Source organism: Nonomuraea sp. CA-143628 (assembly GCF_050942315.1).
Classification (GTDB): domain Bacteria; phylum Actinomycetota; class Actinomycetes; order Streptosporangiales; family Streptosporangiaceae; genus Nonomuraea.
Genome location: NZ_CP192072.1, coordinates 1,137,750 through 1,157,785 on the forward strand (window position 1 = coordinate 1,137,750; position 20,036 = coordinate 1,157,785).

At 71.7% G+C, this 20,036-nt stretch carries 19 protein-coding genes; 4 read left to right on the forward strand and 15 right to left on the reverse strand.

Features of this window, described 5'->3' with window-relative positions:
* Position 1 precedes the first annotated feature (1 nt).
* A complete protein-coding gene (locus ACQP2T_RS05465) occupies positions 2 to 670 on the reverse strand; it encodes a response regulator (protein ID WP_433515089.1) in 669 nt (222 codons plus the stop codon).
* Between the two features lie 24 nt (positions 671 to 694).
* Positions 695 to 1,813: a sensor histidine kinase gene (locus ACQP2T_RS05470; protein WP_433515090.1), complete on the reverse strand. Its 1,119-nt coding sequence runs from the start codon at positions 1,811 to 1,813 to the stop codon at positions 695 to 697.
* A gap of 65 nt (positions 1,814 to 1,878) precedes the next feature.
* Between ACQP2T_RS05470 and ACQP2T_RS05475 the strand changes: the two genes are divergently transcribed.
* Positions 1,879 to 2,094, forward strand: a complete 216-nt coding sequence (locus ACQP2T_RS05475; RefSeq protein WP_433515091.1) for a hypothetical protein — start codon at positions 1,879 to 1,881, stop codon at positions 2,092 to 2,094.
* 30 nt (positions 2,095 to 2,124) lie between these two features.
* Here ACQP2T_RS05475 and ACQP2T_RS05480 read toward each other — a convergent pair whose 3' ends face one another.
* From ACQP2T_RS05480 to ACQP2T_RS05495, 4 genes are all read right to left on the reverse strand, one after another.
* Positions 2,125 to 3,138: a fatty acid desaturase family protein gene (locus ACQP2T_RS05480; RefSeq protein ID WP_433515092.1), complete on the reverse strand. Its 1,014-nt coding sequence runs from the start codon at positions 3,136 to 3,138 to the stop codon at positions 2,125 to 2,127.
* Positions 3,139 to 3,280: 142 nt separating this feature from the next.
* Positions 3,281 to 6,187 (reverse strand): BTAD domain-containing putative transcriptional regulator, encoded by a 2,907-nt coding sequence (locus ACQP2T_RS05485; RefSeq protein ID WP_433515093.1) that lies wholly within the window; start codon positions 6,185 to 6,187, stop codon positions 3,281 to 3,283.
* 82 nt (positions 6,188 to 6,269) lie between these two features.
* Positions 6,270 to 6,611, reverse strand: coding sequence for an antibiotic biosynthesis monooxygenase family protein (locus ACQP2T_RS05490; protein ID WP_433515094.1), 342 nt, complete (start codon positions 6,609 to 6,611; stop codon positions 6,270 to 6,272).
* A gap of 81 nt (positions 6,612 to 6,692) precedes the next feature.
* The gene (locus tag ACQP2T_RS05495) at positions 6,693 to 7,943 is read right to left on the reverse strand and encodes an FAD-dependent oxidoreductase (protein ID WP_433515095.1); all 1,251 of its coding nucleotides are present in this window, start codon (positions 7,941 to 7,943) and stop codon (positions 6,693 to 6,695) included.
* A gap of 65 nt (positions 7,944 to 8,008) precedes the next feature.
* On the opposite strand from ACQP2T_RS05495, the gene ACQP2T_RS05500 reads away from it, so the two are divergent.
* A complete protein-coding gene (locus tag ACQP2T_RS05500) occupies positions 8,009 to 8,599 on the forward strand; it encodes a TetR/AcrR family transcriptional regulator (protein ID WP_433515096.1) in 591 nt (196 codons plus the stop codon).
* Positions 8,600 to 8,614: 15 nt separating this feature from the next.
* Here the strand turns inward: ACQP2T_RS05500 and ACQP2T_RS05505 are convergent, their stop codons facing one another.
* Positions 8,615 to 9,553, reverse strand: a complete 939-nt coding sequence (locus ACQP2T_RS05505; protein WP_433515097.1) for a beta-ketoacyl-ACP synthase III — start codon at positions 9,551 to 9,553, stop codon at positions 8,615 to 8,617.
* A gap of 63 nt (positions 9,554 to 9,616) precedes the next feature.
* Between ACQP2T_RS05505 and ACQP2T_RS05510 the strand changes: the two genes are divergently transcribed.
* Entirely contained in the window at positions 9,617 to 10,219 is a 603-nt protein-coding gene (locus tag ACQP2T_RS05510) for a TetR/AcrR family transcriptional regulator (RefSeq protein WP_433515098.1), read from the forward strand.
* 10 nt (positions 10,220 to 10,229) lie between these two features.
* Here ACQP2T_RS05510 and ACQP2T_RS05515 read toward each other — a convergent pair whose 3' ends face one another.
* Genes ACQP2T_RS05515 through ACQP2T_RS05525 form a run of 3 tightly spaced genes read right to left on the reverse strand, consistent with a single transcriptional unit; the run spans position 10,230 to position 16,022 of the window.
* Positions 10,230 to 10,766, reverse strand: coding sequence for a hypothetical protein (locus ACQP2T_RS05515; protein WP_433515099.1), 537 nt, complete (start codon positions 10,764 to 10,766; stop codon positions 10,230 to 10,232).
* On the reverse strand, positions 10,763 to 15,616 hold the full coding sequence (locus tag ACQP2T_RS05520) for a hypothetical protein (RefSeq protein ID WP_433515100.1): 4,854 nt from the start codon (positions 15,614 to 15,616) through the stop codon (positions 10,763 to 10,765). The genes ACQP2T_RS05515 and ACQP2T_RS05520 overlap by 4 nt, the downstream gene beginning before the upstream one ends.
* A gap of 19 nt (positions 15,617 to 15,635) precedes the next feature.
* Positions 15,636 to 16,022 (reverse strand): YbaB/EbfC family nucleoid-associated protein, encoded by a 387-nt coding sequence (locus ACQP2T_RS05525; protein WP_433515101.1) that lies wholly within the window; start codon positions 16,020 to 16,022, stop codon positions 15,636 to 15,638.
* 79 nt (positions 16,023 to 16,101) lie between these two features.
* Here ACQP2T_RS05525 and ACQP2T_RS05530 point away from each other — a divergent pair, with 79 nt between their 5' ends.
* Complete coding sequence (locus ACQP2T_RS05530; RefSeq protein ID WP_358181978.1) at positions 16,102 to 16,398, forward strand: hypothetical protein; 297 nt, start codon at positions 16,102 to 16,104, stop codon at positions 16,396 to 16,398.
* 117 nt (positions 16,399 to 16,515) lie between these two features.
* On the opposite strand, the gene ACQP2T_RS05535 is transcribed toward ACQP2T_RS05530, so the two are convergent.
* From ACQP2T_RS05535 to ACQP2T_RS05555, 5 genes are all read right to left on the reverse strand, one after another.
* Positions 16,516 to 16,728, reverse strand: a complete 213-nt coding sequence (locus tag ACQP2T_RS05535; protein ID WP_433515102.1) for a hypothetical protein — start codon at positions 16,726 to 16,728, stop codon at positions 16,516 to 16,518.
* Between the two features lie 137 nt (positions 16,729 to 16,865).
* Positions 16,866 to 17,537, reverse strand: coding sequence for a response regulator (locus ACQP2T_RS05540; protein WP_433515103.1), 672 nt, complete (start codon positions 17,535 to 17,537; stop codon positions 16,866 to 16,868).
* Positions 17,534 to 18,703 (reverse strand): sensor histidine kinase, encoded by a 1,170-nt coding sequence (locus tag ACQP2T_RS05545; protein WP_433515104.1) that lies wholly within the window; start codon positions 18,701 to 18,703, stop codon positions 17,534 to 17,536. Before ACQP2T_RS05545 ends, ACQP2T_RS05540 begins: the two co-directional genes overlap by 4 nt.
* A gap of 28 nt (positions 18,704 to 18,731) precedes the next feature.
* Positions 18,732 to 19,316 (reverse strand): hypothetical protein, encoded by a 585-nt coding sequence (locus ACQP2T_RS05550; RefSeq protein ID WP_433515105.1) that lies wholly within the window; start codon positions 19,314 to 19,316, stop codon positions 18,732 to 18,734.
* 151 nt (positions 19,317 to 19,467) lie between these two features.
* Positions 19,468 to 20,025: a TetR/AcrR family transcriptional regulator gene (locus ACQP2T_RS05555; protein WP_433515106.1), complete on the reverse strand. Its 558-nt coding sequence runs from the start codon at positions 20,023 to 20,025 to the stop codon at positions 19,468 to 19,470.
* Positions 20,026 to 20,036: the final 11 nt, after the last annotated feature.

Genomic DNA, 20,036 nt, shown 5'->3' on the forward strand with positions numbered 1-20,036 from the left:
CTCAGGGAGTAAGCCAGCCTGGCGTGATCATGCCGGCCTCGTAGGCGAGCACCACGAGCTGCGCCCGGTCGCGCGAGCCGAGCTTGGTCATGATGCGGCTGACGTGCGTCTTGGCCGTGGCCGGGCTGAGCACCAGCCGGGCCGCGATCTCGTCGTTGGACAGCCCGGCCGCGACCAGCGCCATGACCTCGCGCTCGCGCTCGGTGAGCGCGTTGAGCCGGGGCCCCGGCTCCGGGCGCTTGACCCGGCCCGCGAACTCGGCGATCAGCCGCCGGGTCACCGAGGGCGCGATCAGCGCGTCACCCCTGGCCACCACGCGCACCGCGTGGATCAGCTCGGCCGGCTCGGTGTCCTTGACCAGGAACCCGCTGGCCCCCGCCCGGAGCGCCCCGTAGACGTAGTCGTCGAGGTCGAACGTGGTCAGGATGATCACCTTGACGCCGTCGAGCCGCGGATCGGCGACGATCACGCGGGTCGCCTCCAGGCCGTCCAGCTCGGGCATCCGGATGTCCATCAGCACCACGTCGGGCCGCAGCTCGCGGGCCTTGGCCACGGCCTCGGCGCCGTTGGCCGCCTCGCCGACCACCTCGATGCCGTCCTCGTCGCTCAGGATGGACCGGAACCCAGCCCGTACGAGGTTCTGGTCATCGGCGAGCACCGTGCGGATCATCGAACTCCGTTCAGGAAGCAGAGGTCATGCGTTCAGCGGTAAGTGGGCGACGACCTGGAAGCCGCCATCAGGCCGGGGGCCCGCCTCCAGTGTGCCGCCCAGCGCGGTGGCGCGCTCCCGCATGCCCTGCAGCCCGAACCCGGTCCCGCTGGTGAACGTCGCGCCCGGCCCATCATCCTCCACGCGGATCACGATATTTCCGGACTCGTGGGTGACGGTCAGCTGAGCCGTATCGGCTCCCGAGTGCCGGGAGACGTTCGTCAGGGCCTCCCTGATGATGCGCGTGGCGGCCAGGTCCACCTCGGCCGGCACCTCGTCCAGCGGCCCCGACAGCTCGGTCCGCACGTCCAGCCCTGACGCCGCGACCAGTGCCTCCACCCGGGCCAGGCTGTCGGCGGGCGCGGTCGGCGCACCCTCGTCCACCTGCCGCAACACCCCGAGCGTGGTACGCAGCTCGCGCAGCGTCTCCTTGCTGGCCTCCTTGATCGCCCGGAGCGCGGCCTCCGCGTCCTCCGGCCGCTTCTTCAGCCCGTGCAGCGCCGCCGCGGCCTGTACGTTGATCATCGAGATGTTGTGCCCCAGCAGGTCGTGCAGCTCCCTGGCGATGCGCAGCCGTTCCTCACCCGCCCGCCGCTTGGCCTCCTCCTCCTTGCCGTGCAGGGCGTCGAGCACGCGCTGCTCGGCCTCCCGGAGGTAGGCGCGCCGGTTGCGGGTGACGCCCCCACCGGCGACGGCGGCCACCACCCATCCGGCGATCATCATGAACATGCTGTCGCTCACGTGCCTGACCCCGCCGGTCTCGCCCAGGCCCATGGCCAGCATCGTGGTCGCGCCCGCGGCGATGGCGGCGATCAGGTGGCCCAGGTCGGCGGCGGTGTACAGGGCGACGAACGCCATGACCATGATCGGCCCGTCGAGCCGGGCGAGGGGATAGTAGAGCGCGACGGCCGCCAGCACGGCGATCAGCGCCACCACCGGGTAGCGGCGCCGCGCCAGCACTCCGGCACTGGCCACGAGCGGTAGCACGACGTCCAGCGCGTTCGGTGTCACGGCGGGTTGGAAGAAGGAGGTGGCGACCGTGCCCGCCAGCGTGACGATGACCACCGCGACCGACACGATGGTGCTGGCCGACAACCTGCGCATGGGGCCCATTCTGTACGGAGGCCCGCTCGGGTGGCCAACCGCCCCGCAATGGGTAGAGCCGGAGCATGAGCGAAGAAGACGACTTGCGGCACGTCGAAGAGGACCTGGCCAGGCTGCGCGCCGAGACCAAGGACCTGCGCGACCAGATCCGCGACATGGGCGCCACCGACCAGGTGGAGATCAGCGCGATGATCAGCATGGCGGACGAGCAGGAAGGGCTGATCGCGGAGCTGGAAGGCCGCCGAGACGACCTCCTCCGGCGTCTTGAGGGTGCCGGTTAAGGAGCGAACAGGGCTGGTTGACCGCGCTGGTCAGCGCAGGGGCGCGCCCACTTCGTGCAGGTGCCGCAGCGCCTGCCCGTACGAGGTGATCAGTCCCGTCTCCAGGTAGCTGACCCCCAGGTCGGCGCAGTACTGCCGGACGATCGGCTGCGCCTTGCGCAGGTTCGGTGACGGCATGTTGGGGAACAGGTGGTGCTCGATCTGGTAGTTGAGCTGCCCGAGCGCCACGTCCACGAACACGCCGCCCTTGACGTTGCGCGAGGTCAGCACCTGCTTGCGGAGGTAGTCGAGCTTGTCCTCCTTGGTGAGGATCGGCATGCCCTTGTGGTTCGGCGCGAACGTGCTGCCCAGATAGACCCCGAACAGCCCCTGGTGCACCAGCAGGAAGAGCAGCGCCATGCCGAACGGCAGCACGGCGAAGATCAGGCCGAAGTAGCAGGCGAAGTGCGCCAGCAGCAGCGCCCCCTCCATCCTGCGGTGCTTCGTCGTCGGGTGGAACACCGCCTTGACACTGGCGATGTGCAGATGCCACGCCTCCAGCGTGAGCAGCGGGAAGAACCAGTACGCCTGCCACTTGGCGATGAACCTCGGCAGCCCGCGGCTCCGCTCCACCTGGTCGGTCGACCAGACGATCACGGCGGGCGAGACGTCGGGATCCTCGTCCTCATGGTTGGGGTTGGCGTGGTGGCGGTTGTGCTTGGTGTTCCACCAGCCCCAGCCCAGGCCGATGCCGAAGTCACCGATGATCAGGCCCAGGATGTCGCTCGCCCGGCGGGTCCTGAAGACCTGCCGGTGGCCCAGGTCGTGGGCGACGAACCCGATCTGCGCGGAGGCCACGGCGAGCGCGACAGCCACCAGCAGCTGCCACCATGAGTCGCCGACCCACACGAACAGCGCCCATAGACCGACATAAGCGGCCAATACCAGGGTCAGCCGCACGGCGTAGTAGACCGGACGCCGGTCCAGCAGGCCGGCGTCCTGGATTTGTCGGGCCAGTTTGGCGAAGTCACTGCCACGGGTTTCGAGCGTGCCTGTATCGGCCACAGGTCTCCTTATTTAGAGGTGGAAGTTACCCCCACCCGGCGCATTCTCCGCGATAAGGAGAGATCACGGCTAGTGCTCCGCCATCGCGCCTGCTCACCAGGCTGCCCAGTATGGTCCATGCCGACCCATGCTCGGCGCGAGGTCACGGGGACGAGAGCGCGTGCCTCTCCGGATTCGCGATCGCCGCACCCCTGACCAGGGCCTCCGCGTAGCGCTCGTCGCCCAGCGCCGCCCGGCACCGCCCGGCCAGCGCGACCACGAACGGATCGGCCGACTCGGTGATCCCGCGCAGCACCCGGGCCGCCCCCAGCAGCTCGGCGGCCATCAGCGGGTCGCGGTGCTCGGCCACGCCTTCGAGCACGGTCGCGCGGGCCGTCCTGTCCTCGCAGGTGGCCATGAGCTCCAGCGCCCTGCGTGATGGCTCGGCCGGCTCGGCCACGCGGGCCAGCTCGACGTTCATGAACGCCCTGAACTGGGGAGGAGCGTCGATGTCCATGCCCAGGGCGCCGCGCAGCAGCCGGGCGGCCTCACCCGGATCGCCGGAGCGCCGGGCCAGCTCGGCTCTGGCGTGCGTCACCCGGGCGATCGTCAGCGCGTCCTCCGAGCGCAGCGCCGCCTGCCAGGCCCGCTCCAGGGTGGTGGCGGCGCCCGCGTGGTCGCCGGTGCGCATCATGAGCTGGCTGAGCCGCAGCAGGAACATCATCGGCCCGAGCGGCGCCCCCAGCCCGGACAACTCCGTCGCGATCGGCTCCGGCTCCTTGGCCAGGGCCAGCGCGCGGGCGAAGTCGCCACGGTTCTCGGCGGCCAGCGACAGCCAGAAGTAGGCGGCCCACTGCCCCCAGCGGTCGCCGGTCCGGCGCAGCCCGTCGAGCGCCGGCTCCAGCAGGGACTCGGCCCCGTGGACCGCCCCGTACTCGAACCGCACGATGCCCGCCACCAGCAGCGCCGTCGACCTGGTCCACGTGTCGGGATGATCGCCAAGCCGCTGAGCGGCCGCCTCAGTGAGGGCCACCACGTCGCGCGGCGGACCCATGGCGATGCCCATCGCCCAGGAGTGCAGCGCCGCCGGATGGTCGGACTCCCGGACCGCCCGGCTCGGCTCGGCGCCCATGGCGGCCATCATGCACAGCCCGTGGGCCAGCTCCCGCCCCTCGGGCGGGACGTCACCGACCGTGCGCAGCGCGGCGGTCGCGTTCGCGATGACCTCGTGCCGCCGCCCGCGCATGATCCACGGCCACATCCTGGGCAGGATGATTCGGAGCGGGTCGTCGGAGTGCCGGAACGCCGCGTCCAGGTTGCCCTGCTCGGTGTCGAGCACGGCCAGCCACCTGACCTGCTCACCGGTCCGCAGATGCGGCTCGGCGGCCTCGGCCAGCTCGGCGTAGTAGCGGGCGTGGGCCTGCCTGATCTCCGGCAGGTCGCCTGTGACGTACTGCCTGATCGTCTCCAGCATCGTGTAGCGGTCACCGGAGAGCGCGATCAGCGACTTGTCGACCAGCGAGGACAGCAGATCGAGGTCGCCGCCGCAGACCCGCCCGATCGCCTCGGCCGTCGCCCCGCCGGAGAACACCGACAGCCCGCGCAGCAGCTCCCGCTCCTCCGGCGACAGCAGGTCCCAGCTCCAGTCGATGACCGCGCGCAGCGTGCGGTGCCTGGGCTCGGAGGTACGGCTGCCGCGAAAGCCCAGCCGGTCGCCGAGCTGCTCGACCAGCACGGACATCGGCATCGTACGCAGCCGGGCGGCGGCCAGCTCGATGGCCAGCGGGATGCCGTCGAGCTCGCGGCAGATCCGCGCGGCCTCGGCCGGGTCCGGGCTCAGGTCGGGCCGCGCGGCGGCGGCGCGGTCGCGAAGCAGCTCCACGGCGGGCTCCTCCGCCAGCGGGAGTACGGGGTGCAGGGTCTCGCCGGGGATGTTCAGCGGCTCCCTGCTGGTGGCGATGACCCGCAGCCCGGCCACCTCGCCCAGCAGCCACTGCGCCACGCGCGCGGCCTCGTCGATCAGGTGCTCGCAGTTGTCCAGCACGATCACCGGTGATGTGCCACGCAGCGCCCTGACCAGGTCGGACGTCTTGAACACGGCTTCCAGCGCGGCCCGCACCCCGGCCGCCGGGGCCAGCTCGACCAGCCACACCCCGTCGGGCACGCGCAGCGTCGCGGCCGCCTCGACGGCCAGCCGCGTCTTCCCCGCCCCGCCGGGCCCCACGAGGGTGATCAGCCGGACGCCCGCCGGGATGCGGTCGACGTCGTCGCCGCGGCCGACGAAGCGTGTCCGAATGCGGGCGACGTCATCGCCGTGGCCGACGAAAAGCGCCCGGATGCGGGCGACGTCGTCGCTCCGGCCGACGAAGCTGGTCAGCCGGGCGGGCAGGTTGCTCCTGGGCTCCGGCTCCTCGTCACGCAGCGCCGCGAGGTGCGCCTCCCGCAGCTCGGCCCCCGGATCGACGCCCAGCTCGTCCGCCAGCCGCGCCCTGATCCGCTCGAAGACCTCCAGCGCCTGGCCACGCCGTCCGTCCGCCACCATGGCCCGCATCAGCAGCGCGTGGAACGGCTCGCGCAGCCGGTGCTCGGCGACCAGCTCCTCCAACTCCGCCACGACGTCGCCGCCCGCGGTCAGATCCGCCGCGATCCGGCTCGCCAGCGCCGCCAGCCGCAGCTCCTCCAGCCGGGCGGCCGGGGCCAGCGCGAAGGGCAGGTCGATGCCGCCGAGGGCCGGGCCGCGCCAGAGCGCCAGCGCCGCGTGCGCGTCGCCCGCGCGGGCCAGCCGCTCGAACGCCCACGCGTCCACCTCATCGGCCGGTACGTCGAGCAGGTAGCCGCTCGGATGGGACGAGATCAGCCCGGGAGCCTCCCTGCGCGCCCTGGACACCAGCGACTGCAGCGCGGCCATCGGATGCTCGGGCGGCTCACCCGGCCACAGGTCGTCGATCAGCCGGTCGTTGGTCACCACCCGGCCGGGATCGAGCGCCAGGCGGATCAGCAGCGCCCGCACCCGCGCGCCGCCGACCGCGGCCCCCGCGATCTGGAGCGGCCCCAGGATCCCGATCCGCATCCACCCTCCAACAGCGGCCGCCGGCCCGTCCTCGGACGGGCCGGCTCTCGACGGCCTCCCGCGCCACAGGTGCGGGCGCGGCTCAGCTCTTGGGGGCGGCGCTCTGGACGACCTCGAACGACCAGATCTGCGACCCGGACGCGGCGGGCCCCTGGCCGTGGCCATGCCCCTGGGCGGCCCCGGCTTGCGCTTGCGCGTGCCCGCGCTGGAAGGCCTGACCTTGCTGCCACGTCTGGAAGTCGTCCTCGCTGCGCCAGCGGGTGTAGACCAGGTATTGGTCGGTGCCCTCGACCGGCCTGAGCAGCTCGAACCACTCGAACCCGTCGGCCGACTCCACCATGCCCGCCCGGTTGGAGAAGCGTCGCTCCAGCTCCTCCCGCATCTCCGCCGGCACGGTCAGGACGTTGATCTTCACGACTGACAACGGAACCCCTCTCCTCGCCTCCAACGCTAGCGTCAGCGCGCTACGCCTGGCGATCTGGGCGCGCGAAGGTACAGCGTTGGACTACGAGAACACCTTCGCCTTGAGCGACGGGAAGCGCTGGACCGTACGCAGGAACGTCTTGAAGCCCATCCTGGCGGCCCGGCTCTCGCCGATGAACTGCTCGGCCGCGCGGAGCGAGTCCCGCACGGCCGCGAAGCCGTACTCGCGCATCCGCTCCTCGTACTCCGCGATGGCCTCGACCGTGTCGCGCCCGCCGGTCAGCGCCAGGCAGAGCAGGCGGGCGTCGCGTAGCGCGGTGTTGGCGCCGATGCCGCGCATCGGCGTCATGCTGTGGATGGCGTCGCCGAGCAGCGTGATGGTGGTGGCCGGCCACGGCTCGATCGGGATCGAGGTACGGATCGGCAGCAGCGAGACCGTGTCGGGGTCGGACAGGTCGATCAGCTTGTGGAGATCGGGATGCCAGGACTCGATCATCTTCGCCACCGTCTGCTTGAGCCGCGCGCCCGGCAGGTCGGCGACGTCGGCGGGAAAGCGGTCCTTGGTGGCGCCCACGGCCCAGAGGATGTAGCTGCCGGCGTTGTCCATCAGCGCGCCCTGCTGCTCGGTGGCCCCGATGGCGCCGACCGGCGCGGTGTCGCTCAGGTCGTGCGGGGCGCAGAACAGGCCGAGGCCCTTGGGCGGGACGATGGTGTTCGGGCCCTCGACGAGCCGCCGCGAGATGAGCGCCCTGGTCTCGTCGGTGAGCGGGAACTTGCCCGCCACTGTGGTGATGCCGGTCTCGACGCGCTCGGCGTGCGGCAGATACTGCTTGCGCACCCGCGAGTTGCCGCCGTCGGCGGCGACCACGACGTCGGCCGTGTCGCTGGAGCCGTCGGCGAAGAACAGCTCGACCCGCCCGTCGGGCAGCCGTTCGTAGCGCTCGTACGTCTTGCCGAACCGCACCACCTCCTCCAGCCCGGTCAGGAGCACCTGCCTGAGCGTGATGCGGCTCACGGAGTGGTGGTCGTCGGCCGGGTCGGCCGCGGGCGGGGTCTCGATCAGCGCGAGCGTGCCGAGCCGCTCGGTGAGGAAGCCGAAGTCCTGGCCGCCCTGCCCGGTCGTGGCGAGGAACGCCTGCCAGAGCGCCGTCGGCAGGCAGTCGTGGAGGGCGCGGGCGCCGTTGGGGTCGATGTGCACCCGGTAGCCCTGCAGCCGGTCGGCCGGAGTGCGGTCCCGCTCGTAGACGGTGACGTGCTTGCCGGCCTTGAGGAGCCCCTGAGCGAGGCAGAGGCCGCCGACCCCGCCGCCGATGATCGCGATGTGCTCTGTCATGTCCATGACTATCAACCGCATGGATGATTCTGTCAACCATCCGGATGGATGATAGTGTTCCGGGCATGAGACGAGCGCCGGAGGAGAAGCAGCGCGACCCGGAGCGCACCAAGGCCCGCATCCTTCAGGCGGCGCTGGAGGAGTTCGCGGCCAAGGGGTTCGCCGGGGCGCGGGTCGGCGAGATCGCGGCCAGGGCCGGGGTCAACAAGCAGCTGATCTCTTACTACTTCGGCGGCAAGGAAGGGCTCTTCCGCGCGCTGAACACCCGCTGGCAGAGCGAGGAGAGCGTGTTCGCCGATCGCGGGTCGTCGCTGGGCCGGCTCATCGCGGGCTACGCGCGCGCCAATTCCAGCCGCCGTGACTTCGGCAAGTTGCTGGTCTGGCAGGGGCTCACCGACGACGCCCCGCCCGATCCCGCCGTCGACGACGAGGTGCGCCGCGACCTGGAGCACCTGCGCGCCCGCCAGGAGGCGGGGGAGTTCCCCGCCGACCTGGACCCGGCCGCGGTGCTGGTGGCGCTGTTCGGGATGGCCTCGGCGGGCATCGTCTTCCCGCACCTCGTCCGGGCCGCCTGCGGGCTCGACCCGGGCTCACCCGAGTTCGGCGACTACTACGCCGAGCAACTGGAGCGGCTGGCCGACCACCTGCGCGACTAAAGCTGGACTACGAGGTCAAGGGCAGCGGACGATCATCCCCGCGTACGAGAGGTTCCCGCCGAACCCGAACAGCAGCATCGGCGCTCCCTGCCGCACCTCGCCCCGCTCCAGCAGCTTCGACAGCGCCAGCGGGACGCTCGCGGCCGAGGTGTTGCCCGATTCGACCACGTCACGGGCCACGATCGCGTTGACCGCGCCGAGCTTCTGCGCGATCGGCTCGATGATCCGCAGGTTCGCCTGGTGCAGCACCACGGCCGCCAGCTCCTCCGGCTTGACGCCGCCACGCTCGCACGCGCGCCGGGCGATCTCCGGCAGTCGCGTGGTGGCCCAGCGGTAGACGGTCTGGCCGTCCTGGGCGAAGCGGGTCGGCGTGCCGCCGATGCGCACCGCGTTGCCCAGCTCGGGGGCCGAGCCCCAGACGACGGGCCCGATCTCCGGCTCCGCCGCCGCGCTGAGCACCGCCGCCCCGGCGCCGTCGCCGGTCAGCACGCACGTCGTACGGTCGGTCCAGTCCGTCACGGCCGTCATCTTGTCCACCCCCACGACCAGGGCATGCGTGGCGGCCCCCGCCTTGATCGTGTGGTCGGCCATGGCCAGCGCGTGGGTGAAGCCGGAGCACGAGACGCCCAGGTCCATGACGGCCGCGTCCGGCACGCCGAGTTTGGCGGCGACGCGGGAGGCGATGTTCGGCGCCCGCTCGGTCTGGGTGCAGGTGGCCACGAGGACGAGGTCGATGTCGGCGGCGTCGAGCCCGCTGCTCGCCAGGGCCTTGGCCGCCGCGTGCCCGGCCAGCTCGGTCACGCCCTCCTCCGGCCCGGCCATGTGCCTGGTACGGATCCCGACCCGCTTGGTGATCCACTCGTCGGAGGTGTCGACCATGGCGGCGAGGTCGTCGTTGGTCAGCACCTTGGCGGGCTGATAGTGGCCGGTGGCGACGAGTCTTGATCCAGTCATGGCCGGGACTATAGCAACCGAACGTTCGGACGCTAAATGGCGCCCGGACGCTAAACTGCCTGGATGAGTCCACGGAGATCCGTGGCGGAGGCCCTCGGCACCCGCTCCGCCATCCTCGACCGCTCGGTCGCCATCGCCTCCCTCGAAGGGCTGGAAGGGCTGACCATCGGCCGCCTCGCGACCGAGCTCGGCATGAGCAAGTCCGGCGTTATCGGTCATTTCGGCTCGAAAGAGGCGCTGCAGCTGGCGGTGCTGGAACGGGCCGGCGAGGTCTTCCGCGCGGAGGTCTGGGAGCCGGTCGTCCGGATCGAGCCGGGACTGCGCCGGCTGCGGGCGCTTTGCGAGGAGTGGATCTCCTACCTGGAGCGCGGCGTCTTCCCCGGGGGCTGCTTCTTCGTGGCCGCGGCCCACGAGTTCGACGGGCGCGTGGGGGCGGTGCGCGACGCGGTGGCGGCCCGGTTCGACGCCTGGCGGGGACGACTGCTCAAGGAGACGCGGCGGGCCGTGGCCGCCGGGGACCTGCCGGGCGGCACCGAGGCCGATCTGCTGGTGTTCGAGCTGAACGGCCTGGTCATGGCCCTGAACCACGCCTTGCAACTGCACGGCGACCGGCAGGCCGTCGTGTGGGCGCGCCGGGCCGTACGGGCGCGTCTGGGCATGCCTTAGGCCGGCGCGCTCAGGGGGAATCCTGGAGCACCGCGACCCGGATCGTCCCGGCGGCGTGCAGGCTGGTCAGGAGCGTCCAGTCGTCCGCCGGGTCCAGCCATACCTGAAGCTCCTCGGGGCCGCGCGGCCGGGGCAGTGACCCGGCCGGCTCGTAGAACGACGCGACCAGCACCAGCGGTACGGGCGCGGCCCACTCCTCCGGAGCCGGCGGCACGTGCCTGCCGCCGAGCAGCGCGGACCGCTCCTCAGGCGTGCACTCCTCCAGCGGCCCGGCGGCGGCCAGCTCCGCCTGCGCCCTGACCTGGGCGTCCAGCGCGATCCGTTCGCGCGCCTCGCGTCGCTCCTCCGGAGTGGCGAGCGCGTCGTAGCCGGGCCTGAGCGCGCCGACCAGCTCGTCCGGCTCGTTCGCGTACGCCCGCGAGCCGCCGCCAGAGAAGATCATCTCGTACCGGTACAAGGAACCGTCGACCTTGACCGGCATGGCGGGCGGCCGGTCCGCCGCCGAGGTGTTGCGGACGACGACCGCCGCGCGGTTCGCTTCACTCATCGCCACCATGGCTCTTCCGTCTTCTCGTTCCATCGGGTGATCGCGAACAGGGCTGTGAGCTGCGCCTTGTCGGCCGCCCGGTGGTAGAGGTGGTCGGCCAGCTCCAGATAGGACGAGTAGTCCAGGCGCCTGCCGAGCTCAGTGTGGTTGCCGGCGACGTCCTTTTTGTCGTGGTTGAGCGGGAACTGGTCGTCGCCGAGCCGCAGCGCCAGGTCCACCGTTCCCAGCGCCAGTTTGATCTGTGCCTGGTTGACGCCGAGGTCCAATGAGCCGTCGGGGAGGCGGAACTCCGTGTGGTCCGTCCGGCCGCCCTCGACCGATTGCACGTTGACCGCGGAGTTGCGCTCTAATTGCGAGCTCACCAGTTCGTCCAATGTGACGTACCCGGCGGGGTCCCACATGTTGGGCGCACAGTGGACGAGCCCCCGGTGGCGGTCCTGCTCCGGGTTCGTCATCAGCCGCAAGAACGTGTCGAAGTAGTTTCTGTTCACCAGCCTCAGCAGCCGCTGGTAGAAGGCGGGGATGTGGTCGAACGCGGAAGTGTCCACGTGGACGTGGCCCCCCGTGCTCGACGTCGCCACGCCGCCGTGCGACTTGATGATCTCGAACGCGAGCCGCATGCTTTCCCACGTGCGCGGCGTGTCGTACAGCGGTGGTGGGACGAGCTCTCCGGCGACCGTTACGTCCTGTTCCAGCCGCCAGCCGTTGTCGCCCTCGTAGTAGCCGACGTCGTGGCTGGTGTGGTACGGGTGGATCCACGGATCCCGAGTCAGCCCCGCGTCGTACAGGTCGCGGGCGATGGCCAGGTTGATCGCGTCCTGGTGCGGCTTGAGCGACTCGGGCAGGTCGTACTCTATCTCCCGGGAGAACTTGAACCCGGTCCCGGGCGCGGCCAGTCCGCCGGTGGCGTCCTCGGTCAGGTAGGGCACAACCGGCTCGCCGCGCTCCGCCCGCGCGAACGCCGCCGCGAGGTCGCGTTCGAACGCCTCGGGGTTCCACCGATAGGAGACCTCCGGCTCGCGGGGCCGGCTGTCCCAGGCGCGGGCGCGGGCCTCCAGCGCACGAGCGTGCTCCGCCTCCAGGTCGGAGACGCGGTCGCCGGCCTTCACCGTCGACGCGCCGGCGGCGGCAGCGTCACGGGCGGCGGCCTGGCGGAGCTGGTCTGTGAGCGCCTCCTCGGCCTGGCGCATCAAGGTCGGCGTGAAGCGGTACGGCACCTCCGCCGGCGCCCGGTGATAGGAGTTCAGCCGGTGGACGAGGTCGGCCCGGTCGGCGGCGCCGGCCGGGTCCAGCCCGCGCTCCTCGGCCCCCGTGAACACGTGGGCCAGCCGCTGGACCGAGTGCTCCAGGCCGAGATCGCCCGCCAGCTTCCGCAGGGGATCGAGGACCCACGCCGGGGCGTCGCCCGGCCCGCTCACGATCCGGTCCATGCACGCCAGCGCACGCGTCGCGGGCTCGCCGAGTCCGATCGCGTACCGGTCGGACACCCGCAGCCTTGCCCAGGTGTCCGGAGTGGTGTCCATGTATCCCCGCAGCGCCGCCACCAGCGCCGCCCGGTCAGGAACACCTACCGGGGCGAAGCCGAGCCGCTGCGCGCGCTCGGCCACGTGGGCGAGGCGGCCGATCCGGTCGCCGAGGCCCAGTTCGCGCGACAGCCCGAGCAGCGGGTCCAGCGGGGGACGCGGCGCGCCGTCGCCGACGACGACGCGGTCCATCCGGCCCAGGAGCGCGGCCTTCGCCGGGTCCAGGCACGCGCCGGGGAATCGCTCGTCCATGACGAGCGCGTCCCAGCCGTCCGTGTCGCGTTCGCGGTATCGCGTGAGGCTCTCCACGAGCTCCGCGTGGGTCGCCGGCCGTTCCGGGAGAGCACCGTGCGTGTCCGCCTCCACGAGCATCTCGGAGAACGTCCGGAGCGCGTGCGAGAATCCCGCCTCGGCCGCCAGGTCACGCAGCCGACCATCGGGCGCGACCGAGCGGAGCGCCCGGTCGGTACGGCTCACCGCCCGCGCGGCCGGGTCGCCGAGCCCGTCAATGGCGTGCTCGTCCGCGATCCGCAGCCCGTCCCACAGCTCGGAGTCGCTCTCCCTGGCCCGCCCCAACTCGTGCACCAGGTCGTGCCGCCCCGCCACGCCCTGGACGTCCACGCCCCTCGCCTCGGCGTCCAGGAACAGGCGCCCTAAATGATCAAGCGAGTAGAGCCCGAGGTCCAGGTCGAACGTGAGGTTGCGAAGCTGGTTGACCCTGATCTCGCGGGTGGTGCCGTTGGCGGAGCCGATCGCCAGATCCATCCGGCCGAGCGCCCGCGCGAGCGGGAAGGAGGGGCACGTGAGCTCCCCGTTGGTCAGCCACAGGCCGGGAAAAACCAGCGGGTCCGTCTGCCGGTACAGCTCCAGCCGATCGACCAGGTCCAACCTGTCCGTCGCCCCGGCGGGGTCGAATCCTTGCCGCTGCGCCTCGTCGAAGACGCGTACCAGCCCGTCGAAGGCGGCAGGCATGCCCACGTTACGCGACAGCTTGTGGACGTGGGTGACCATGTCTCTCGTGGTGGGGTTCTGCATGGTGGAGGTCACGGTGCGGCCCATCGTCCCCAAGGTGTGCGCGAACGCCTCGTCCGGCACCTCGATCCGCAGCCTGGTCGCGATGCGGCGGCCCAAGGAGGTCACGTCGGGATCCAGGGGCGGCGGGGTTGTGCCGTCCCGGTTGATGAGCTTGTCGATGCGGCCCTTGCCGGTGCCGTCGCCGTCCGCGTGGTGAGCTCCGGCGGGCGCGCCCTCGCGCGGTGCGGGGGCCCCGTCCTGGGCGTGCGTCGCCGGCTCCGGAGCCGTGTTCACCGGATCCCGAGCCTGGTCGAGGGCGGCCGGGCGGTCCGGGCCCTGCACGACGGCACCGCCGTCGCCCTGCTGCGAGCCGGCGGCGCGGTCGGTGTTCGTGGGCTGCGACCTGTGGCCGGCGTCCGGGGATCGCCCCCTGTGGTCGGCGTCCTGCTGTGAGTCCGCCTGGACGGGGAGGTTGTTCTGCGCGTCCGGGCCCGGCGGTGGCAGGGTGGGCGGCACGTACGGCGTGTGGAGAGGGAGGTCGTGGAGGGGCTGCGGGTGCCCTGGCGTGGTGTTCGACGCGCCGGATACGTGGGCCGGCACGCCCGCCTGGCCGTGCGCCACCGGCGCGGGCGCCGCGCGGCCGCCGTTCACGACCGCGCCCCCGGCCGAGCCGTCCCCCGCCTGGACCATGTGGCCGTTCGCCGGGTCGGAGAGCAGGTGACCCGCCTGACCGTCTGCCACACCGGACCCGTGGTGAACCATCTGGCCAGGCGCCTGGTGGGCCGTCTGGCCTGTTGCTGGACCGGGAACCTGGTGGGCTGCCCGTCCGTCTGCTGGAACGAGCGGGTGGGCCGCCCGTCCGTCTGCTGGACCGAGCGCCGGGCGAACGGCCTGGCCGGCCGCCTGGGCGTCTCCGGCTGGACGCGCGTCCCTCGGGCCGATCCGCTGCTCCGGCCCGCCCGGAGCCTGGGGCCTCTCACCGCTCAGCACCACCTGGGTCGGCTCGATGACCCGCCGCGACCCGGAGCCGTCCGAGGTTCTGACCCCAGCGGCCTCTCCGCCCAGGCCCCGCCCTTGACCGTGCGTCAGATCGTGCCCCGGACCGGCGGGGTGCCCGCCGGAGACCGGGTCCGGACCGGCGGGGTGCTGGGCGGAGGACAGGTCCGTGCCGGTGGACCGCCCGCCCGCGCCCGGCTCGGCGCTGTGCACCGGGCCCGGCGTGTCGCCGGCCCCCAGTAACGCGATGTGGCCCAACGGAGGAGGGGCGGGCGGGGGAGGACCAGACAGGGAAGGAACGGATGGGGAATGGCCGGAAGGGGAATGGCCCGACGGGACCGGCCCGGCCGTGAGCTCGCCGGCCGGCATGGGCATGTAGTGGGTCCGGGCGCTCTGCGGGATGCCGATGCCTCCGGCCGTGCCCGCCACGAAGGAGTAGAACAGGTGCGCCGGGTCGAGCTGGTCGCTGAGGGCCAGCCCGGGTATCGATCCCACGGTGCCCGACACGCCGCCGGCCAGCGCCCGCCCGTAAACGCTCTGCCCCATGGCCGCGAGCTGGTCGCGCACCCCCAGCTCGGCCCGCGACACGATGAACACCAGCTCCCGGGTGGCCAGGCGCGACAGCCCGAAGTCGACCCCGGTGAACACCAGGCCGGTCAGCGCCCCGTTGCCCAGGGACAGCAGCAACGAGTCGAGGTCGAGCTTGTCCCGGTTGCCGAAGAGGATCTGCGCCGTCTGCACGGACAGGTCCAGGCCGCCCATCACCGCGGCGAAGCCCAGCATGTTCATCAGCAGCCGCCACTTGAGCGCCTGGATCGACATCCGGGTCATCAGCGTGCGCACCTGGATCAGCTTCAGCACCGACGGCCCGTACAGGTACACCCACACCAGCAGCCGGGCGATGGCCAGCGCGAGCAGCGCCAGCGCCGCGTACTGCATCCACTGGGTGTGTTCCATGTCCTCCGCGTGGTCGCGCAGCCGCCGGGCCTCCTGACGGATGGCCTCCTCCACCCGCTTCAGCAGCGCGTCACCCTCCAGGTTCGCCAGCTGGGGCGCCGTCCGCCCGTCACCGGCGAGCAGGTTCAGGACCCGCTGGAACGCGTCCTTGGCGGCGCCGTCCCACTCCGAGCCCTTCAGGTAGCGCAGCACCGGCTCCGCGTCCTCGATGCGGATGGCGGCCAGCTCGTCGGCCAGCGCCTCCAGTGCCTCGGCCTCCCGCACCAGCGCGTCGGGAACGGCCTCCGGGAACGCGCCGGCCGTCAGCGGCAACGCCAGATGCCTGACCAGTTCGGGGACCAACCCCAGATCCAGCCCCATCAGCCGCTTTCCCGGACCGTCACGCGCCCGGCCCGCGCCGGTCGGCGCCCGGCAGGAACGACTCGAAGCCCGTGCCCTCGCCGAACAGGTCCTCGAACGGGACGTCCTCGGCGACCATCGGCCCGGCCAGGGTGCTGAGCTCCGCGGAGACCTTTTGAGTGGCTATAGCGGCCTGCTCGACGACGCATGCCGCCAGCTCGGTGGGCGTCAGCTCGCGGTACACGCGGGGATCGAAGTCGACGGTCCGCAGCTCACCCCGGGGTCCGACGGTGACGGTGACCATCCCGTCGTCGGACTGCGCGGAGCCCGTCAGGTCGCGCACCTTGCGGTGCATCTCCTTGACCTGTTCGGTCTGCCGATCGACGTCCTGGAGGAGTTGTTGGAGCAAATCCCATGAATCACTCATCGTCGCATCAACCCCACGAAGCCATCAGGACGCACGCATACTATCGATCAAGTCGGTGAGTCAGGGAGGGTGCGGCCGGATGGAACCCGACGGCGTCAGTTACAGCGCCAGCCGGATCAAAGGGCTGGCGGGGGCGATGGGCGATCTCGCGGACAGTCTGCGGGGCGTGGAAGACCGGTACGAGACGCACAAGGAGGCGGCCCGCAAGGCGCTCGGCGACGACGACTATGCACGCGCGTACTGGCAGGCGAACGGGCAGCGGCTGGAAGCGATCGGTACCGCACTCAAGCTCCTCACCCAGGCCGCCCAGCGTGAGGAGGGGCGCCTCGGCAGCGCCTCCGCCACCTACCGCGCCACCGACGACGCCAACGGCTGAGCGTCCCCAGATCCCAGGCGTTCCCGGAGCGGAGGCGCGCCGGACCGATGCCGGGACAGCGCGCTTAAGACGCCGCGCGTCCCCGCGGGGTGCGGCGTCGGTATGAGGTCGCTCCGGTCAGCTCGCCGAGAGCTCTTCGAAGAGCGTGAGCGCCGCCTGGCGTACGTCCTGCGGTGCGAGGCCGTCGAGCGTCTCCCTGGCCTGGACGACGTCGCGTGTGGTGGCCAGCGTGATGGCCACGGACTTGGCCGCCGCGCGGTCCAGCGAGCCCGCCGGCGCGGCGTCGGCCAACTGCTGGGCGCTCGCGGCGAGGTCGAGGTTGTCTCTCAACGGGCCTCCTCGGGTGATAGCGGGTCGGCCCATTGCATCACCTGACAGGGTGATTCAGCCACTTTTCTTGGGGCCGTTCCCGTTTCGTCGGTCGAGAGGTCGTGCATACGTCCCCGCTTACCCCGTCTGACCACACGTTACGCACCCGGTATCGCGAGGCCCGATTCGTAGGCGGTGATCACCGCCTGCACCCTGTCGCGCAGCCCGAGCTTGGCGAGCAGGTTGCTGACGTGCGTTTTCACGGTGTGCTCGCTGACCACCATGGCCTTGGCGATCTCCGCGTTCGACAGTCCGCGCGCGATCAGCTGCAGCGTCTCACGCTCTCTCGCGGTCAGTACGTCCAGCGCGTCGGCGGGCCTGGCGGCGGGCCGGGAGGTGAACTCGGAGATCAGCCTCCTGGTCACCGTCGGCGCCAGCAGCGACTCACCCTCCGCGACCACCCGTACGGCGTTGACCAGATCGTCCCGCCGCACGTCCTTCAGCAGGAACCCGCTGGCCCCCGCCCGCAGCGCGTCATAGACATAGTCGTCGTGGTCGAACGTGGTGAGCATGAGCACCCGGCACCCGGTCTCCGCGCACACGATCTTGGCCGCCTCGATGCCGTCCATCCTGGGCATGCGGATGTCGAGCAGGAGCACGTCCGCGTCGTGTTCGCGGACCGCGGCGACGGCCTGGAGCCCGTCGCCCGCCTCGGCCACCACGTCGATGTCCGGCTGCGCGTCCAGGATCATCGCGAACCCGCCGCGGACCAACTCCTGATCGTCGGCGACCACGACCCGGATGCCCGGGGCCGCGTCCTGGCCGGTCATGCCGAGGCCAGCGGGAGTCGTACCGACACGTGGAAGCCAGGCCCGTCGGTTCGGGGACGGGCCGCGGCGCTGCCACCGCAGGCGGCGGCGCGCTCGCGGATGCCGATCAGCCCGTGCCCGCCCGAAGGCAGCCCGCGCCCGCTTGACGGCAACCCGTGCCCGTCGTCGGTGATGTCGAGCATCAGAGTGTCGTCCTCCCAGGTGAGCCGGATGTCCGCGTGGTTCGCGCCGGCGTGCTTGACGATGTTGGTGAGTGCTTCCTGCGTGACCCGGTACGCGGCCACCGCGCAGTCGGGCGAGACGTGCCGCGGCGTGCCGGTCGAGGCGAACGCCACCCGCAACCCCGTGTGGGAGACCTGATCCGCCAGGGCGGGCAGGTCGTCGATGGTGGGCTGTGGCGCGCGCGGCGCCTCCTCGTCCTTCAGCACGCCCAGCATCCGGCGCAGCTGCGTCATCGCGTCCCGTCCCGCCGCGGCGATCGCGTCGAAGGCGGCCTCCGCCCGCGCCGGGTTGCTCCTGACCACCACGGGCCCCGCCTCGGCCTGGACGACCATGAGACTGACCGCGTGGGCGAGGATGTCGTGCATGTCGCGGGCGATTCTGGCGCGCTCGCGCTCGGCCGCGCGTTCCGCTTCCATCTGTCGCTCCCTTTCCAGCCGTTCGGCCCGTTCCTCCAGCGCGGCGGCGTGGGCGCGGGAGGTGGCGGTGGCCCTGCCGATGGCGTACGCGGCGACGAACAGCACCGTCCCGCGCAGCGCGGTCTCCGACGAGCCGACCACGAGCAGGCCACCGGTGACGGTCATGGCGAGCACGAGGATCCGCTGCCAGGTGCCGGAGTAGGCGGCGACCGTGTAGAGCGCGACCATGCCGCCGTACCAGATGGGCTGGCGCGCGACGTGGTCGGCGAGATCGTAGAGGGCGCCCGTGCACAGGCAGAGGACCAGTACGGTGATCGGCGCCCGCCGCCGCCAGACCAGGGGCAACGACGCGGCGACCACCACCACGTACCCCCACCAGTCCCAGGGCTCGCCGGTCCGCTCGTCGCTGAACAGCAGGGGCCAGATCTGGACGATCAGGATCACCGCGGTGAGCGCGGCGTCCACCCAGAGGTGAGGGAGCGCCGCGATCCTTCGACGGACGATGTCGATAAGCGACAAGTCGGACACAGCGCCCCATCTTTCCCTATGCCGGCTCTCACGCATGTACGGGAGCGTGCCTCGCCGTCGTCGGACGGCGGCCCATCAGCGGCAGGAACGAGACGAACAGCAGGATCGCGCCCAACGGGATGAGGTCCTTGTCGACCGCCGACAGCACGACCTCGCCCAGCACCGCGACCGGCACCCAGGCCTTGACCAGCCGGTGCCCGGCGAGCAGGGCGGCGAAGGCGAGCTGGGCCACGTAGAACAGGATCGGCCCCGCGCTGTAGACGGCCAGAGAGACGCCCGGCACCGCCTGTACCTGCTCGAACATCGGGCCCATCGCGTCATGGTCGGCCGCCAGGAAGCCGACGATGATGTCGATCGCGAACTGGGCGGCCGCGCAGCCGATCCCGACGACGCCCGCGACCAGGGCCGCGGTGGCGAGGGCGGACCGCCCCAGCATCCTCCGCATCTCCCAAAATATCGGGATAAACAGTGTCAAAGCCCCGAGAAAGGCGAGGTGTCCGGCGGTCCAGGCCAAGCCGGGGCCTCGGACGCCGTCGAAACCGTCGACGATTCTGAGCAGACCGTAGGTCAGGACGAGCAGGGGGGCGGCGATGAGCGCGGTGCGGTTCTTCACGACCGGTTCTCCTTCGAGCTGCGGGATGTTTCGAGCTGCGGGATATGCAGCCCATCCTCGGAGTTCGCCGCTCAAAGGGGATCGCCGCGACGGGCGATCCTTGGACTCCCTCTCAAGAGCGAGTCCCGTCGCCCACGAGGGCGATCCACCCTCAGGAGGCCGCTTCGATGACGCCGTGGACGGCCCGGGAGACGCGCTCGGCGGCCGTGCCGGGATCGGGTCGGCCGGCGTCCAGCCACGCGATGACCCCTTCGATGGTCACCGCGAACACCAGCCGCGCCGCCCAGTCCGCCCACTTCGGATCGGTGATCCTGGTGGCCAGATGATGGCGGGCGATCCGGACGGACTCGCGGGTGAAGTCGTCGATGAGGTCGCGGAACTCCGGCTCGCGAGCCGCATACCGGAACAGCAGCCGGAACCCGTCGGGATCAGCGTCGGCCGCCCGCATGAGCGCCGGGATCGTCTGGTCGCTGTAGCCCGATTCCCCCACCCGCTCGTTGAGCCGCGAGCCCGCCCGGTCGAGCACCGCCCGATAGAGGTCGGTCTTCGACTCGAAGTGCCGGTAGAGGATCACCCGGCTGACGCCGGCCTCGGCGGCCACGTCGTCGAGACCGGTGGCCGTGTAGCCACCGACCGCGAAGGCGCGCGTCGCGGCGTCGAGGATCTGCTCCCGGCGCTCGGCCCGGGGCAGCCGCCGGACGGTTTCCATGCGCGCTCCTC

Coding starts and splice junctions, on each gene's coding strand:
- ACQP2T_RS05465 (WP_433515089.1), bottom strand. CDS start 670: ATGATCCGCACGGTGCTCGCCGATGACCAGAACCTCGTACGGGCTGGG.
- ACQP2T_RS05470 (WP_433515090.1), bottom strand. CDS start 1,813: ATGCGCAGGTTGTCGGCCAGCACCATCGTGTCGGTCGCGGTGGTCATC.
- ACQP2T_RS05475 (WP_433515091.1), top strand. CDS start 1,879: ATGAGCGAAGAAGACGACTTGCGGCACGTCGAAGAGGACCTGGCCAGG.
- ACQP2T_RS05485 (WP_433515093.1), bottom strand. CDS start 6,187: ATGCGGATCGGGATCCTGGGGCCGCTCCAGATCGCGGGGGCCGCGGTC.
- ACQP2T_RS05495 (WP_433515095.1), bottom strand. CDS start 7,943: ATGACAGAGCACATCGCGATCATCGGCGGCGGGGTCGGCGGCCTCTGC.
- ACQP2T_RS05500 (WP_433515096.1), top strand. CDS start 8,009: ATGAGACGAGCGCCGGAGGAGAAGCAGCGCGACCCGGAGCGCACCAAG.
- ACQP2T_RS05505 (WP_433515097.1), bottom strand. CDS start 9,553: ATGACTGGATCAAGACTCGTCGCCACCGGCCACTATCAGCCCGCCAAG.
- ACQP2T_RS05510 (WP_433515098.1), top strand. CDS start 9,617: ATGAGTCCACGGAGATCCGTGGCGGAGGCCCTCGGCACCCGCTCCGCC.
- ACQP2T_RS05515 (WP_433515099.1), bottom strand. CDS start 10,766: ATGAGTGAAGCGAACCGCGCGGCGGTCGTCGTCCGCAACACCTCGGCG.
- ACQP2T_RS05520 (WP_433515100.1), bottom strand. CDS start 15,616: ATGGGGCTGGATCTGGGGTTGGTCCCCGAACTGGTCAGGCATCTGGCG.
- ACQP2T_RS05525 (WP_433515101.1), bottom strand. CDS start 16,022: ATGAGTGATTCATGGGATTTGCTCCAACAACTCCTCCAGGACGTCGAT.
- ACQP2T_RS05530 (WP_358181978.1), top strand. CDS start 16,102: ATGGAACCCGACGGCGTCAGTTACAGCGCCAGCCGGATCAAAGGGCTG.
- ACQP2T_RS05540 (WP_433515103.1), bottom strand. CDS start 17,537: ATGACCGGCCAGGACGCGGCCCCGGGCATCCGGGTCGTGGTCGCCGAC.
- ACQP2T_RS05555 (WP_433515106.1), bottom strand. CDS start 20,025: ATGGAAACCGTCCGGCGGCTGCCCCGGGCCGAGCGCCGGGAGCAGATC.